Annotated in this window: 11 protein-coding genes; 4 read left to right on the plus strand and 7 right to left on the minus strand. The window is 72.4% G+C overall.

Annotation, left to right across the window (positions count from 1 at the left end; genetic code table 11):
- On the minus strand, positions 1-213 hold a 213-nt coding region (locus VF746_23630), incomplete at its 3' end, for a hypothetical protein (GenBank protein ID HEX8695424.1).
- Positions 214-260: 47 nt separating this feature from the next.
- The gene (locus VF746_23635) at positions 261-698 is read right to left on the minus strand and encodes a hypothetical protein (GenBank protein ID HEX8695425.1); all 438 of its coding nucleotides are present in this window, start codon (positions 696-698) and stop codon (positions 261-263) included.
- A gap of 369 nt (positions 699-1,067) precedes the next feature.
- On the opposite strand from VF746_23635, the gene VF746_23640 reads away from it, so the two are divergent.
- Positions 1,068-3,038, plus strand: coding sequence for a beta-propeller domain-containing protein (locus VF746_23640; GenBank protein ID HEX8695426.1), 1,971 nt, complete (start codon positions 1,068-1,070; stop codon positions 3,036-3,038).
- Positions 3,039-3,118: 80 nt separating this feature from the next.
- Here VF746_23640 and VF746_23645 read toward each other — a convergent pair whose 3' ends face one another.
- From VF746_23645 to VF746_23660, 4 genes are all read right to left on the minus strand, one after another.
- On the minus strand, positions 3,119-3,319 hold the full coding sequence (locus VF746_23645) for a hypothetical protein (GenBank protein HEX8695427.1): 201 nt from the start codon (positions 3,317-3,319) through the stop codon (positions 3,119-3,121).
- A 515-nt stretch (positions 3,320-3,834) separates the two neighbouring features.
- Positions 3,835-4,725, minus strand: coding sequence for an SDR family oxidoreductase (locus tag VF746_23650; GenBank protein ID HEX8695428.1), 891 nt, complete (start codon positions 4,723-4,725; stop codon positions 3,835-3,837).
- Between the two features lie 225 nt (positions 4,726-4,950).
- Positions 4,951-6,039: an alpha/beta hydrolase gene (locus VF746_23655; GenBank protein ID HEX8695429.1), complete on the minus strand. Its 1,089-nt coding sequence runs from the start codon at positions 6,037-6,039 to the stop codon at positions 4,951-4,953.
- The gene (locus VF746_23660) at positions 6,033-7,547 is read right to left on the minus strand and encodes an NAD(P)/FAD-dependent oxidoreductase (protein HEX8695430.1); all 1,515 of its coding nucleotides are present in this window, start codon (positions 7,545-7,547) and stop codon (positions 6,033-6,035) included. The genes VF746_23655 and VF746_23660 overlap by 7 nt, the downstream gene beginning before the upstream one ends.
- An 842-nt stretch (positions 7,548-8,389) precedes the next feature.
- Here VF746_23660 and VF746_23665 point away from each other — a divergent pair.
- Positions 8,390-10,831, plus strand: coding sequence for a valine--tRNA ligase (locus tag VF746_23665; GenBank protein ID HEX8695431.1), 2,442 nt, complete (start codon positions 8,390-8,392; stop codon positions 10,829-10,831).
- Between the two features lie 202 nt (positions 10,832-11,033).
- On the opposite strand, the gene VF746_23670 is transcribed toward VF746_23665, so the two are convergent.
- Positions 11,034-13,424, minus strand: coding sequence for an Ig-like domain-containing protein (locus tag VF746_23670; protein ID HEX8695432.1), 2,391 nt, complete (start codon positions 13,422-13,424; stop codon positions 11,034-11,036).
- A 234-nt stretch (positions 13,425-13,658) separates the two neighbouring features.
- Between VF746_23670 and VF746_23675 the strand changes: the two genes are divergently transcribed.
- The gene (locus VF746_23675; protein ID HEX8695433.1) at positions 13,659-14,378 is read left to right on the plus strand and encodes a YdeI/OmpD-associated family protein; all 720 of its coding nucleotides are present in this window, start codon (positions 13,659-13,661) and stop codon (positions 14,376-14,378) included.
- Between the two features lie 204 nt (positions 14,379-14,582).
- Positions 14,583-15,764 (plus strand): asparagine synthase B (asnB, locus tag VF746_23680; GenBank protein ID HEX8695434.1); only part of this gene is annotated, 1,182 nt, incomplete at its 3' end.

Below are 15,764 nucleotides of genomic sequence, written 5' to 3' on the forward strand. Positions count from 1 at the left end.
CTCGCGCGAGGCCTGGTTCGGGTCCAGGAACGCGCCTCCCGCCTGCGCGTCGGCGGGCGCCGGGGCCGGGGCGGGAGCGGGTGCCGCGCCCGGGGCGGCCGCCGGAGCGGGCGCCGGGGCGGCGGTCTCGGTGTCCTCCCCGGCGTCGCCCCCGCAGCCGGCGAGGACGAACAGGGAGGCGCCGACGAGCGATTGAAGTCGGATGCGGTTCATCTTCTCTCCTTGGGTGATTCCTGAGCGCACGACGGAGCCGGGCTCCGTCATGCCGAAGCGGCGCCCTTCCCCGCCCCGACCTCCGGCGGCGGGCGGCGGCGCAGGGCCGGGTGCCGGTAGGTGAAGACCAGGCCCAGCAGCCCGAGCTGCGCCAGGGCGCCGGGGGCGAGCGCGGGGGTGGCGCCCGTCATCGCCTTCCAGAACAGGTCCAGGCCGCCGAGCGACGGGTCGCCCTCCAGCTCGAACTCCACGTTGCCGCGGTAGTGGAGGTAGAGCCCCAGCACCCCGGCGGCGACGAAGAGCGCCATCACCGCCTGGAAGGGCCGCAGGGTGCCCGGCGCCGGCCTGAGCGCCACGGCGGCCGCGCAGGCGAACCCCACGCCGAGCGCCGCCAGCGGAACCCACTGCCACGCCGACTCGGTGTGCTCCAGCAGGAGCAGCTCGGCCACGAGCCCCACGATGCCGAGCAGCACCAGCGCCAGCAAGAGGCGCCGGACCGGTCCGGGCTCCTCCCCTCCCGCACCGCGGAGGGAGTCCCCCGGCCCGGCCGGCGCCGCGTCACACCCCGCCCTGCCTTCCGTCACGAGCCCCCCGTCTCCTGCGCCGTCTGTGGATGTGGCCCCGCGGATCGCGGCGCCGCCGTCCGCATCCAGACGTGCGAGCCGCGCGATCCGTTGGCATCCGGATGCCGGCCGGCGTGGATCGCAGAAAGCAGTCCGCCGCCGTCCGAGTCCATCACCGTGTATCATGTTTGTCCAACTACACTTGTTCAAGACCGGCGCCGGAGTTATCCTGACCGCCTCTCTCCTCCGCCGCGCGCGGCGCACCGGACCTCCCAGCCAGACCTTTCCCTGATGAGACGCTCCATCCTGTTCGCGGCCGCAGGGCTGTTCGCGCTCGCTCCGCTGGCGGGGTGCGCCCACGGCGGGACGCCCGCCCAGCGGCAGCCGACGCTGCGCGCCTTCCGCGACGACGCCGACTTCATCCGCTTCCAGCGCCGGCTCGTGCGGGAGTACCTGAAGCGCATGCGCGACGAGCCGCCTCCGCCCCCTCCTCCGCCGCCGCCCCCACCGCCGCCTCCGCCCCCGCCCGCGCCGGGCGAGGCGCCCGCACCCGCCGCCGCCGCGCAGCCCGCCGCCGTCGCCGGGGCCGAGCAGGTGACCAACGTGCAGCACGCGGGCGTGGACGAGGGCGGCATCGTCAAGGTGCACGGCGACCACCTGGTGATCCTGCGCCGCGGGCGGCTCTTCACGGTCAAGATCGGCGACGACGCGCTGCAGCCCGTCTCCGCGGCCGACGCCTTCGGGCCCGACATCGATCCGAAGGGCGCCTGGTACGACGAGATGCTGGTCGCGGGCGACCTGGTGGCCGTCATCGGCTACAGCTACGAGCGCGGGGGGACCGAGGTGGGGCTCTTCCGCATCGACCCCGAGGGGCGGCTCACCTACCGCGCCACCTACCACCTGCGCTCGGGCGACTACTACTCGTCGCGCAACTACGCCAGCCGGCTGGTGGGCGGCAAGCTCGTCTTCTACGCCCCGATCCCGGCGTTCGACGACTACGCGTTCGACTACGTTGACGAGGACGGAGACGAGGCCCCCATCGATCCGTTCGCCAGCTTCCCCGCCGTGCGCCGCTGGGGCGCGGGCGACACCACCTTCCGGCGCACGGCCTCGTCCCGGCGGGTCTACCGCCCGGCCGGCCGCGTGAGCGTGGACGACGAGCTGATGCTGCACACCGTGACCGTGTGCGGCGTGGACGACGACCAGCTCGGCTGCCAGTCCACCGCCCTCTTCGGCCCCGAGGGGCGGGTGTTCTACGTGTCGCCCGCGGCGGTGTACGTGTGGACCACGCAGTACCCCGACTGCTGCGAGGACGACGACGCGCCGCCGCGCTCGGTGCTGTACCGGATGCCGCTGGACGGCTCGGCGCCCACGGGGCTGCGGGTGAGCGGCGGGCCGGTGGACCAGTTCTCGTTCCTGGAGAGCGGCGACGCTCACCTGAACGTGCTGGTGCGCTCCGACGGCGGGGGCGAGGGGATGTGGGGGTCGGAGTGGTCCGAGGGCCGGCCGGCGCTGCTGCGCGTGCCGCTGGCCAGCTTCGGCGACGGGAGCCGCGCCGCCCCGGCCGAGCGCTACCGTCCGCTGCCGTCTCCCGGCGGCGGCTCATTCCAGAACCGCTACGTGGGAGACTGGCTCCTCTACGGCACCGGCAGCGGCTGGGGGCGGCCGCATCAGGTGAGCGGATCGGACCTCTTCGCGGTGCGCTGGGCGGGCGGCGGCGACGCATACCCGCTGGTGCTTCCCCACGGCGTGGACCGCATCGAGGCGATGGGCTCGGGCGCGGTGGTCATCGGCACCGACGGGCGCGACCTGCACTTCAGCGGCGTGCGGCTGGGCGAGCGCGCCGAGATGGCGCACCGCTACACCCGCGCCGGCGCCTCGCAGGGCGAGACGCGCAGCCACGGCTTCTTCTACCGCCCCGACGGCCAGGACACGGGGCTCCTGGGGCTGCCGATCCGCGGCCCCGGGCGTCCCGGCTCCGCGCAGCTGCGGCACGGCTCGGCCTCGGTGCTCTTCCTGCGCAACGAGGCCTTCCGCCTGCGCGAGCTGGGCGACCTGGCCGCGGGGGAAGAAGCCCCGGACGACGGGTGCCGGGCGTCGTGCGTGGACTGGTACGGCAACGCGCGGCCGCTCTTCCTGCGCGGGCGCATCTTCGCCCTGCTCGGCTACGAGCTGGTGGAGGGGCGCGAGGACGGCGGGCGCATCCGCGAGGTGCGCCGCGCGAGCTTCGCGCCCCGCCGCGCGGAGGCGTCGCGGCAGTAGGACGCCGGCACCAGACGGCACGAGAGCGGCCCCGGTCCACCCGACCGGGGCCGCTTCTTCGCCTCGGAGCGAGGATCAGGCTAGAGGCACCGGTAGGTGCACCGGTTGCACGTGTACGCGCAGGTGCCGCCCTGCTGGCACGTGGCGATGTAGCCGAGGCCGTCGCACGTGCCGACCTGGCTCCAGTGGCCGCGCACGGTGCCGCGCGCGGAGGGTTCCGGCCTGGTGGTCTCGAACGTCTCCACGTGCAGGCGCTCCAGGTCGAGCCTGATCTTCTTCATCGCGGGGTCTCCGGGCGGAAGGGGAGAGGGAGGACGGTGCGGAGGCGCACCAGCGTCATCCCACATAAAAACCCTAATCCGCCACGATTCGCAAAGCAAGTGGAAGTCACCGTCTTCCGCGCCGGAAGCATCGAGCCTCAGGCAGAGCCAGCGGAGAAAACCCCTGCCGACTCTGCTGATACCAGATTCCACAATCGATTGTGCAATCTCGTACGGAAACAAAGAAGATGTCATCCTGAGGAAGCGTCCGCCGATCCTCGCGTCTACACCGATGCCTGGACGCTTCCGGAGGATCTATGGCCGGTACCGCGTAGATCTTCGCAGTGCGGGCCATAGATCCTTCGGCCTGCGAGCATTCGCGCGGACGCGGCTACGGTCTGGCCGGCCTCAGGATGACACCTTTTCTGTAATGCACATTCAGTCTCAGGAACTGGTATGACTCTGCGTGAGAAAAGTGGTTGAAGCTTCGCGGGGTTTGCGAGGCTTTCCGCGGTTGTTGCCGCGCCGCCGCGCCTTCAGTCGCCCTTGGCAGTGCCCATCACCTCCACGCTGTGCGCGCCGAAGGAGCGGCCGAGCGCCGCCACCTCGCGCTCGTGCCTCGGGATCAGGCGGCGCGCGGTGCGGCCGGAGACGCGGTCGGACAGCGGGCTCGCGAAGAGCTGGCGCACGGCGGCGAAGGGGCCCAGCGACCGCGGCACGAACACCTTCCGCCTGCGCTTCTCGATCCCCTCCACGAACGCCGCAGCACATTCCTGCACGGAGGTGACGGAGCCGAACGGCCCGGGGAGCGTGCGCAGCATCTCGTCGAAGCTCTCCAGCTCGCGCCGCGGGTCGCGCACCATGTCGGTGTCGATCCAGCACGGGTGCGCCACGCCCACGCGCACGCCCTTGTGCGCCACCTCCAGCCGCAGCGAGTTGCCGAAGAACTCCACCCCGCTCTTGCTGGCCGCGTACGCCGCGAGCCCCGGCGGCGCCACGAGCGCCGCGGCCGAGGACACCAGCAGGTAGTAGCCCTGCCGCTCGGTCACGTGCGGCAGCGTGGCGCTCACCGTCCGCACCACGCCGATCAGGTTCACCTCGATGGTGCGCACCAGCGCCTCCACCGGCGCCACCGCCACCGTGCCGTTGCTGGCGATCCCGGCGTTGGCGACCACCACGTCGATCCCGCCCAGCGCCTCCACCGTCCCCGCCACCGCGCGGCCGAGCGCCGCCTGGTCGGTGACGTCGCACTCGAACCAGGCGTGGCCCGGCCCCAGCTCGCCCGCCAGAGCGGCCAGCCGCTCCGGCTCCAGCCCCACCAGCGACAGCCGCGCCCCCTTCGCCGCGAGCTGCCGCGCCGTCTCCTCTCCGATGCCGCGCGCGGGGCCGGTGACCAGGACGACCTTGCCGGGGATGGGGTAGCGCATGGAGAAGCCTTTCTATTCGGGATGCGCCCTTGTCAAAGGCGCCTGAAGGCGCGGCAACAACAGCGAGAAGCCTGCCTTCGCAGGCTGGTTCCGCGCATTTCTCGGCTTCGGCGCGTCAGGCGGGGCATCCGCAGATGCCCAACGGAGGCCGGCGAACGAGCCGAACGCCGCGCCCGCACCGAAGGAGCCCGCGCAGGCGGGCTTTTCGCCGTTGTTGCCGCGGGTTCACCCGCCCCCGGCCACCCCATCCAGCAAATCCCGCCAGTCGCGCGCGATCCGGATCATCGCCTGGCGGGCGGCGGGGGTGACGCCGGTCATGTGCACGAAGCCGTGGCCGAGGCCGGGAAAGCGCACCAGCCGCGCCGGCGTCCCCGCCGCCCGCAGCGCCGCGGCGTACGCCTCGCCCTCGTCGCGCAGCAGGTCGAAGCCGGCGGTGACCACCAGCGCCGGCGGCAGCCCGGAGAGGTCGTCCGCGTAGAGCGGCGACACGCGCGGGTCGTCGCCCGCCACGCCGGTGCGGCCCAGGTAGTGGTGCGTGAACGCGGCCCGGTCGGCGTGGCTCAGGAAGTAGCCGTCGCCGAACAGCGCCTTCGACGGCCGCTCCCGCCCGGCGTCCTCCGTCGGGGGGTAGATCAGCAGCTGCGCGGCGGGCGGCGCTCCCTCGCGCGTGGCGAGCCGCGCCACGACGGCCGCCAGGTTGCCCCCCGCGCTGTCCCCGCCCACCGCCACGCGCGCCGGGTCGGCGCCGAGCTCCGCCGCGTGCGCCCGGGCCCAGCGGAGCGCCGCCCGCGTGTCGTCCAGCGCCGCGGGAAAGGGGTGCTCGGGCGCCAGGCGGTACTCCACGCTCAGCACGTGCACCCGGCCGTCGCGGCAGAGGATGCGGCACGGCGCGTCGTGCGTCTCCAAGTCGCCGATGGTGAAGCCGCCGCCGTGCAGGTACACCGTCAGCGGCGCCACACCCTCCCCCGCCGGCGGCGCGTAGTGGCGGACGCGCAGCGGGCCGGCGCCGCCCGGGATCTCGAAGTCGCGCACGGCGCCCACCGGCGTCTTCCGCCCCGTGAAGGCCACGGCCTCGCGCCGGTAGCGCGCCCGCGCCTCGTCCAGCGTCGGCTCGCAGAGGCCCCACGGGTTGCGCCTGCGCCGCAGCGCGCGCACCAGCTGCACGTGCGGGTCGAGCGTCTGCCCGTCCACCACCACCGGCGGCTCGCCCGAGAGCCGCGCCTGGAGCGACGGGGGCAGGCGCGCGAGCCCCTGCGTCAGGATGCGCAGGAGGTGCTCGCCCAGCCGGACCGGGTCGTCGTGCCTGGTCAGCATCCGGCCCGCGCGGAGACGGCGGCCGGCAGCTCCCGGCGCGCGGGATGGGTCACGTAGTCGTCTCCGGCGAAGCGCGCGGCGCGGCGGCGGTAGCGCCAGGTGACGTCGGGCCAGAGGGTGGAGTTGCGCCCCGTGGGGTCCAGGTACCAGCTCCGGCACCCGCCCGAGGTCCACACCGTCCCCTCCATCCGCCGGTCCACCTCCGCCACGAACGCCGCCTGCGCCTCGGGCCGCGGCTCCAGCGCGCCGGCGCCGCTCCGTTCCATGTGCTCGAGCGCGCCCAGCACGTGCTCGATCTGCGCCTCGATCATGTAGACCACCGAGGTGTGGCCCAGGCCGGTGCTCGGGCCCATCAGCATGAAGAGGTTGGGGAACCCGGCCACGCCGATCCCCAGGTGCGCCTTCGGGCTCCCCGCCCACGCCTCGGCGAGCGTGCGGCTGCCGCGCCCGCGCACGTGCCCGGCGAGCGGCGGGTCCGTCGGCCGGAAGCCGGTGCCGAAGACGATGGCGTCCACCTCGCGCTCCACGCCGTCGCCCGACACGATCGAGCGCTCCCGCACCTCCGCGATCCCCTCCGTCACCACCTCCACGTTCGGCCGGGCGAGCGACGCGTAGTAGTCGTCGGAGAGGAGCACGCGCTTGCACCCCAGCGTCCAGTCGGGGGTGAGCTTGGCGCGCAGCGCCGGGTCGGGGACGCTCTTGCGCAGGTGGCGCAGGGCCACGCGCTGGGCCAGCCGCATCGCCCGCGGATGGCGGAAGCCCAGCACCATCCCCTCGCGCATCAGGTAGATCGCCCCGCGCGCCAGGCGCTGCGCGGCGGGGAAGCGGCGGAAGAGGCGGCGCTCGAAGCCGCTCAGCGGCCGGTCGTGGTGCGGCAGCACCCAGGCCGGCGTGCGCTGGAAGAGGTGCAGCTTCGCCACCTTCGGCTGGATGGCGGGGACGAACTGGATGGCCGACGCGCCGGTGCCGATCACCGCGACGCGCTTCCCGACGAGATCGAAGTCGTGGTCCCACCGCGCGGAGTGGAAGACGCGGCCCTGGAACCGCGCCAGCCCCGGCAGGTCGGGGATCGAAGGGTCGCTGAGCGCGCCCTGCGCCATCACCAGCACCGAGGCGGTGACCGGGCCGCGCGACGTCTCGATCCGCCAGCGCTGCGCCCGGTCGTCCCACGCGGCTTCCCGCACCTCGTGGTGGAAGCGCACGTGCGGGAGGATCTCGAACTCCTCGGCGCAGCGCTCCAGGTACGCCCAGATCTCCGGCCCCGGCGAGAAGCTGCGGGTCCACTCCGGGTTCGGCGCGAAGGAGAACGAGTACAGGTGCGACTGCACGTCGCAGGCGACGCCGGGATAGGTGTTGTCGCGCCAGGTGCCGCCGACGCGGCCGGCGCGCTCCAGCACGACGAAGTCCTCGATCCCCCGCTCCTTCAGCCGGATCGCCGTCCCCAGCCCGCCGAACCCCGCGCCGATGATCGCGATCCGCGCGTGCACGCCGCTGTCGCCGAACTCCAATCGACCCTCCTCTGGAATGGATGCGATCTCGGATCTTACTCGATGCGGCGCGGAGCCGGCAACGTTCTGGATTCTGATGTAAGACGAAGAGCTGACACGGAGTTCAACAGGGGAAACCAGGGGTGTTCTCCACGCCGCCGGGGTCGCGAGGGGCACGCGCATGAGCCGCGCGGACGTGCTCGAGCGCGATCCTCGTAACGCCGTCGAAGGTGACGACCGGCCGATCGGTAGAGGCCAACGCGAAGGCGGAGTGCGCGCCGTAGCAGGCCCGCGACTCGAGTCGCCAAGCTCGCCCGCGGATCCCGTGGGGAGACCGCGCACGACGGCATCGCTCGCGATCTCCGGAAAACAGGCGGCCCCGTCGGGCAGTTCCGGCGGGGCCGCATCCGGCAGACGTGCTCTCCCTCAGACTCCGTTGCATCCCCCGCACACCAGCGTGAGCTCCGTAAAGCGGGTGGGATCAAAACCGCACCCGGCCGGGCAGGTGTAGTCGCACGAGGGTTCTGTCTCTCCGTAGGTGGGGCCGCAGTGGCTCTGGCTGGGTGGATTGTAGGCCGCCACGGTTCCGCGGTGGCCGTTGCTGGGGCCTGTTTCGAACGTCGTCACTCGTAACGCGTCGAGTGTCAGCTTCAACTTGCGCATGGTGAACCTCCGCGAATCGTGGGTGCAACGATCTCCGGCCACTCCGGCTCGTTAGACGACAATATAGTCCGGAGGTCGGCGCCGCGCCAAGCTCCGTGTCCCTCTGCGTCCCTCGAACCTGAAGTGCTGTGGATCACCGTGGTTTGCGAACCGCCCCGGTCCGGCGTACAATCGCCCGTGGACCCCCGACGAACGCGAGCATGCCTCTTCCCAAGCGCTACACCCCCGAGACGGCCGAGCCCGAGCTGGAGCGGTTCTGGAGCGAGACCGGCGTGTACCACTTCGACCCCGGCGCGGACCGCCCGGCCTTCACCATCGACACGCCGCCGCCCACCGTCTCCGGGAACCTGCACCTGGGGCACGTCTACTCGTACAGCCACGCCGACTTCATCGCCCGCTTCCGGCGGATGCAGGGCGACGAGGTCTACTACCCGATCGGCTACGACGATAACGGGCTCCCCACCGAGCGGCTGGTGGAGAAGAAGCTGGGGATCCGCGCCCAGGAGGTGGGCCGCCCGGCGTTCGTGGAGGCGTGCCTGGAGATCGGCGAGGAGGCCGAGCGCGAGTACCAGGCGCTCTGGCGGCGGCTGGGGCTGTCGGTGGACTGGCGGCACACCTACCGCACCATCGACGCCGCCTCGCGCCGGGTGGCGCAGTGGTCGTTCCTCGACCTCTTCCGCAAGGAGCTGGTGTACCGCAGCCGGGCGCCCACCATCTGGTGCCCCGAGTGCCAGACGGCCATCGCCCAGGCCGAGCTGAGCGACCTGGAGCTCCCCAGCGAGCTCGTCACCCTCTCCTTCGCCGCGGACGGCGGGGTCCTCCCCATCGCCACCACCCGGCCGGAGCTCCTCCCGGCGTGCGTGGCCGTCTTCGTCCACCCCTCCGACGGGCGCTGGACGCACCTCGTGGGGACCACGGCGACGGTGCCGCTCTTCGGCCAGCGGGTGCCGGTGCTGGCCGACGACCTGGTGGACCCGGAGAAGGGGACCGGGGCGGTGATGTGCTGCACCTTCGGCGACACCACCGACATCGAGTGGTGGCGCCGCTACTCGCTCCCCTTGGTGGAGGCGATCGGCCGCGACGGGCGGATGACGGTGGCCGCGGGCGAGCTCGCCGGGATGACCGCCGCCGAGGCGCGCGGAGCCGTGGTGGCCGCCGCCGGGGAGCGTGGGCTGGTGACGGCGCGGCTCCCCATCACCCACGTGGTGCGGGTGCACGAGCGCGACGACACGCCGGTGGAGTACATCGTCACCGGCCAGTGGTTCGTGAAGGTGCTGCAGTTCCGCGACCGGCTCCTGGCGGCCGGCGAGCAGGTGAAGTGGCACCCGCCGCACATGGGGGCGCGCTACCGGGACTGGGTGGAGGGCCTGAGCTGGGACTGGGGGATCTCGCGCCAGCGCTACTTCGGCATCCCCTTCCCGCTCTGGCACTGCGACGCCTGCGGGGGCGTGGTCACCGCCGACGAGGCGAGCCTCCCGGTGGACCCCGCGAGCGACGCCCCGCCGCGCGCCTGCGCGTGCGGCAGCGCCGAGCTGCGGCCGGAGACGGACGTCTTCGACACCTGGTTCACCTCGTCGCTCTCGCCGCTGATCATCGGGCGGATGCTGGACGAGCCGGAGTTCTTCGCGCGGACCTTCCCGATGACGCTCCGCCCGCAGGCGCACGAGATCATCCGCACCTGGGCGTTCTACACCATCGCCAAGTCGCTCCACCACCTGGGCCGCCTCCCCTGGCGAGACGTGGCGATCTCCGGGTGGGGCCTCGCCGGCGAGGGGATGCAGAAGATCAGCAAGAGCCGCGGCGGCGGCCCCATGTCGCCCCTGGAGATGATCGGCCGCTACTCGGCCGACGCCGTGCGCTACTGGGCCGCCAGCACGGGGCTCGGCAAGGACTCGGTGATCAGCGAGGAGAAGATCCAGGTCGGCGCCAAGCTGGTGACCAAGCTCTGGAACGTGGCCTCGTTCAGCCAGCGCTTCCTGGACGCCTACGCGCCCGGCGGCGCGGCGCCGGAGGGGCTGACGGCGGCGGACCGCTGGATCCTGTCGCGGACGCACCGGCTGGTGCGCCGCTGCACCGAGGCGCTCGACGGCTACGACTACGCGGCCGCCAAGGCCGAGGCGGAGGCGTTCTTCTGGCGCGACCTGGCCGACAACTACCTGGAGCTGGCCAAGCACCGCCTGTACGACGCGGCAGGTGCGCACCACCCGGCCGCGCGCTGGACGCTCGGCCACGTGCTGCTCGCCACCCTGAAGCTGTTCGCGCCCTTCCTCCCCTACGTGACGGAGGCCGTGTACCGCGGCCTCTTCGCGGGCGGAGAGGCGGACTCCATCCACCGCTCGGCGTGGCCGGCGGTGGAGGCGGAGTGGATCGACGACGCGGCCGAGGAGCTGGGCGAGCGGGTGATCAAGATCGCCACCGCGGTGCGGCGCTACAAGAGCGACCGGCAGCTCGCGCTGGGGACCGAGCTGGCGCTCCTCCAGCTCGCCACCGCCGACGTTGCCCTCGCCGAGGGGCTGCGCGGCGCGCTCCTCGACCTGAAGAGCGTCACCCGCGCGCGGGAGCTGGCCGTAGTGGACGCGCTGGACCCGGCGCTCGAGCGCGTCGAGGGCGGTGCCGGGGTCGCGATCGCCGTCGGCCGGTAGCCCCCGCGCGCGTCCGGGCATGGGCGTGGCGGCCGCTGGAGACGTCGGGCGAAGAGGGTGAGCAGCCCTGTTCTTCGTCGGGGACGAGCGGGACGGCGGAGTGGGTCGGGACGGCGCGCCGGGCCCGTCGGGATTCTCCCGAAAGAAAAGGCCCCGCCGGTGGGCGGGGCCTCGTCTCGATCGTCAGGTCGTTGCGGCGGCGTCACGGGATGAACTCGTAGGCGCCGATGTCGGGGAAGGCGTCGCGGAGGTTGCCCGCGTAGTCCTTCCCACCGAACGTGTAGCCGGGCTTGCCCGCGTTGATCGCCGGGCTCCCGCTCTGGAGCCGGAGGTTCGAGAAGTAGCTCACGAAGAGCGGGTCGGCGATGATGTTGCCGATCGCCTCGTTCCCGTTCGGGTTCTCGATGCCGCGCCGCGTCGTCGCGGTCGAGTGCCAGGTCAGGTTGTTCCAGATCTTGTTGCTGGTCCCCGCGAGCACGCGGATCTGCTGCTGGGTGCGGGCGTCGCCGTTGTTCATGGCGATGTTGTTGACGACGATGTTCCGGTCGCCGTCGTTCACCAGGAGCCCGGTCGAGCCGTTGTCCACCAGCGTGTTGTGGGCGACCGTCACGTCGTAGACCCCGGTCGCCGGGAAGTTGTTGTCGTGGAGCGAGATCCCGCGGGCGGCGTTGTTGACGAGCAGGTTGTGGGCGATCACCGTGCCCGGCCCGGTCGTGGTCTTGAAGTAGATGCCGTGGTGGGTCTGCGTGTCGGTCCCGTTGTCGTGGATGTAGTTGAACGTGATCGTGTAGTTGTTCGACTCGTCCACGGAGAGGCCCGCGTCGGCGTTGCCGAAGCGGATCTCGTTCCGGGTGAACACGACATGGTGGTTGTCGTGCAGGTACACCTGGTTCGTCACGCCGTCGATCGGCCCCTCGAACACCAGGTGCTGGATGACCACGTAGCTCCCGGTGCCCACGAAGGCCTGCTTGACGATCGGCGTCTCGCCGGGGTAGCCGCTGAAGACGACGTGCCCACCGGTCGCGCTGCCGCTCACCGTGAGGCTGCCGCCGTTCGGGTAGGTGCCGCCCCGGATGTAGACCGTGTCGCCCGGTCCGACCTGCCCGCCCGCGCCCGAGAGCGCGTGCTGCAGGCTCCACGGGTTCCCGATCGAGCCGTCGGCCGTGCTCGAGCCCGTGGGCGAGACGTAGAAGACCGTGGTCGGCGGCGGCGGGGCCGCGCCGGTCGTCGCCTCGGCCACGTTCGAGTACGCCGAGTTGCCGTTCGCGTTGTACGCCCGCACGCGGTAGCGGTAGAGCGTGCTCGCGCTCAGGCCCGTGTTGCTGTAGCTCGCAACGTTGGCGCCGACCGTGGCGATCTCCGCGAAGCCGCTGCACCCGGCGCCCTGGCACCGCTCGATCCTGAACCCGCTCTCGTCGGTCGCGTTGTCCGTCCAGGCGAGATCGATCCGCGACGAGCCGACCGCGGCCGCGGTGAGCCCGCCCGGCGCGGCCGGGACCGGCGGACTGGTGACCGTGACGGTCGCCGTCTGCGTGATGGCCGTGCCGCTGGCGGTGGCCGAGACGACCTTGTCCCCGGCAGCCGTCGAGCTGAGCGTCCCGGTCGCGACGCCCGCCGCGTCCGTCGGAGCGCTCGGCTGGGTCAGCGTGTTGCCCGTGCCGGTGGCCGACAGCACCACGGTCGCACCCGGGACCGGCGCACCCGCCCCGTCCTTGACCGTGACCGTGATCGTCGAGCCGACCCCGGTCTGGACCGACGTGGGGCTCGCCGCGACCGTCGACAGGGTCGGCGAGATCGCGGGCGGGGGTGGCGGGGCGGCGGCCTTCAGCTCGGCCGCGAGCGCGCACGCGTTGATCGCGGTCCCCCATGAGGCGTCGACCGTGTTGTCGTTGAGCTTCCACTCGGCCTGCAGGTCCGAGAAGGGGCTCTCGTTGGACGGCGCCTCGGCGATCTCGGTGAACCCCGCGCCGGGCGTGACGACGGCCGTGCCGGACTTCACGCCGAACACCCCGTAGGCGGCGTTGTCCACCGAGGCGAACGCGGCGAGCGGCACCGACAGGGTGGTTGCGTTGTTTCCCCCGTTGGACCCCGTCTGCACGATGGCGCCCGAGCCGTTCGTGCCGCTCTGGTCCACGCCGTCCCACTGCGACACGATCCACTGCGCGTGCGACTGGGCGGAGGAGAAGGTGATCGTGAGCGCCCCGCTGCCCGGGCTCGCGCTCATCGCCCGGTAGAGCGTGATGCGTTTGAGGGAGCTGGTCAGCGGATCGCAGGTGACCGTGGCGAACGGCGTCCAGGTAAGTCCCGCGCCGGTGACGGTGGGGCTCGGGCTCGCGCCCGAGGACCGGTGGCCCATCACGGCAAGGGTGACCAGCTTGTTGGCCGCGGGTGCGACCGATGCGGTCGTGTAGACGCTGGCGTTGGTGACGTTCTGCCCGGACGTGAGGAGGGTCTGCGTGATCGCGCTTCCGCCCAGGTGGGTCGCCCTCGGGGGAGCGTCCGGGCGTGGCGGGGCGGTCGGTACCCCCGGGGAGTCCGCGGTACACGCCGCGGCGAACAGGGCGGCCGCGGCTGTGTGGAAAAATCGACGCATGGGGTGACCCCTCCTCCCTAGGATGGGGTGGGTACGGCCAGGCCCATAGTAGGGGCAAAAGAAAACCCCCACAAGGCGAAGGTTCGCCTTCACTGTCGGGCCAGACCGGAGATGTCCTGTACGAGCGCCCCTTGCCGGAGCGGACCACCAGCGCGATCGAGCGAGAGGTGCGCGAGATTCGACCGCATTCCGTTGCACGTGCGATTGCCCCCCCGAGCCGGTTCGAAAGGAGCGATGACAGTGGTGTCTGCGCGGAATACCGGCGGCGAGATCCCGGTCGTCTCCTTCGAGAGCCGGGAAGACTGGGCGGCCTGGCTGGACCGGAATCACGCCGCGTCGCCCGGCGTCTGGCTGCGCATCGGCAAGAAGGCGTCCGGCCTGCGCTCGGTCACGTACGACGAGGCGGTGGAGGCGGCGCTGTGCTACGGGTGGATCGACGGGCAGAAGAAGACGTACGACGAGTCGTCGTGGCTGCAGAAGTTCACGCCGCGCGGGCGCCGGAGCATCTGGTCGAAGATCAACCGGGAGAAGGTGGAGAGGCTGATCGCGGACGGCCGGATGCGCCCGGCCGGGCTCGCGGAGGTGGAGCGCGCGAAGACGGACGGACGCTGGGACGCGGCGTACGACTCGGCCAGGAGCGCCACCGTGCCCGACGACCTCCGGGCGGCGCTCGACGCCAGCCCGCGGGCGAAGGCCTTCTTCTCTACCCTGAGCGGCGCCAACCGGTACGCGATCCTCTTCCGCGTCCAGACCGCGAAGAAGCCGGAGACGCGCGCCCGCCGCGTCCGGGAGTTCGTCCGCATGCTGGAGCGGGGCGAGGCGCCGCATCCGCTGATCGGAGAGTCGCGGCCGAAGTCGGGATCGGCCCGCCCCATTGACGAAACGCCGGATCGCGGTGAGATTCGGAAGAGAGGCACCAGGCACGATCTCCCGAAGAAGAAGGATCGCCGGTGATGCCGGTCTCCGCCCGCAACCGCAACAACAATTCTCGGAATCCGCTCTCCACGAGGAGCCGCGGACCGGGGAGGCTGTTGCCCTAGCGGGCTTTAGGCACCCGGCGCCTCGCGAGCGGCTCCTCGGACATCCCGAGGGGCCGCTCTTCGTTTGCGGACCGCACCCGGTCCCGGCACCCCACCCCCGAAGCAGGAAGCGTCCCCCATGTGCTCCATCCTCGCGGTCCTGGACATCGAGAGCGACCCGGCCGAGCTGCGCGCCCGGGCGCTCCGCCTCTCCCGCCTGCAGCGCCACCGCGGCCCCGACTGGTCGGGCGTGTGGGCGTGCGGGCGCGCCGTGCTGGCGCACGAGCGGCTGGCCATCGTCGACGTGCTGCACGGCGCGCAGCCGCTCTTGAACCAGGAGGGGACGCACGCCCTGGCGGTCAACGGCGAGATCTACAACCACCGCGAGCTGCGCGCCTCGCTCGCCCGCCCGCACGCCTTCCGCACCGACTCGGACTGCGAGGTGATCCTGGCGCTCTACCGCGAGCACGGCACCGATTTCCTGGACCGGCTGAACGGGATCTTCGCCTTCGTGCTGTACGACGCCGAGCGCGACCGCTACGTGATCGCGCGCGACCACCTGGGCATCGTCCCCCTCTACACGGGCCGCGACGAGCGGGGGAACCTCTACGTGGCCAGCGAGATGAAGGCGCTGGTCCCCGTCTGCCGCGGCGTGCGCGAGTTCCCCCCCGGGCACGTGTGGGACAGCGAGGAGGGCGAGCCGCGCCGCTGGTACGGCCGCCCCTGGCGCGACTACGAGGCCGTCCGCGGCCGCCCCGCCGAGCCGGCCGCGGTCCGCGCGGCGCTGGAGGCGGCGGTGCACCGCCAGATGATGAGCGACGTCCCCTACGGCGTCCTCCTCTCCGGCGGGCTCGACTCGTCGATCATCGCCGCCACGGCCGCGCGCTTCGCGGCCCGGCGCGTGGAGGACGACGACCGCAGCACCGCGTGGTGGCCGCGGCTGCACTCGTTCGCCATCGGGCTGGAGGGCGCACCGGACCTGGGCCCCGCGCGCGAGGTGGCCGAGCACATCGGCTCGGTGCACCACGAGTTCCACTTCACCGTGCAGGAGGGGCTCGACGCGCTCTCCGACGTCATCCACCACCTGGAGACGTACGACGTGACCACCGTGCGCGCCTCCACGCCGATGTACCTGATGGCCCGCCGCATCCGCGCCATGGGGATCAAGATGGTGCTCAGTGGCGAGGGCTCCGACGAGATCTTCGGCGGCTACCTGTACTTCCACCGCGCGCCCGACCCGCGCGCCTTCCACGAGGAGACCGTCCGCAAGCTCGACCGCCTGCACCTGTTCGACTGCCTGCGCGCCAACAAGGCGATGGCG

Source organism: Longimicrobium sp. (assembly GCA_036389795.1).
Classification (GTDB): Bacteria; Gemmatimonadota; Gemmatimonadetes; order Longimicrobiales; family Longimicrobiaceae; genus Longimicrobium.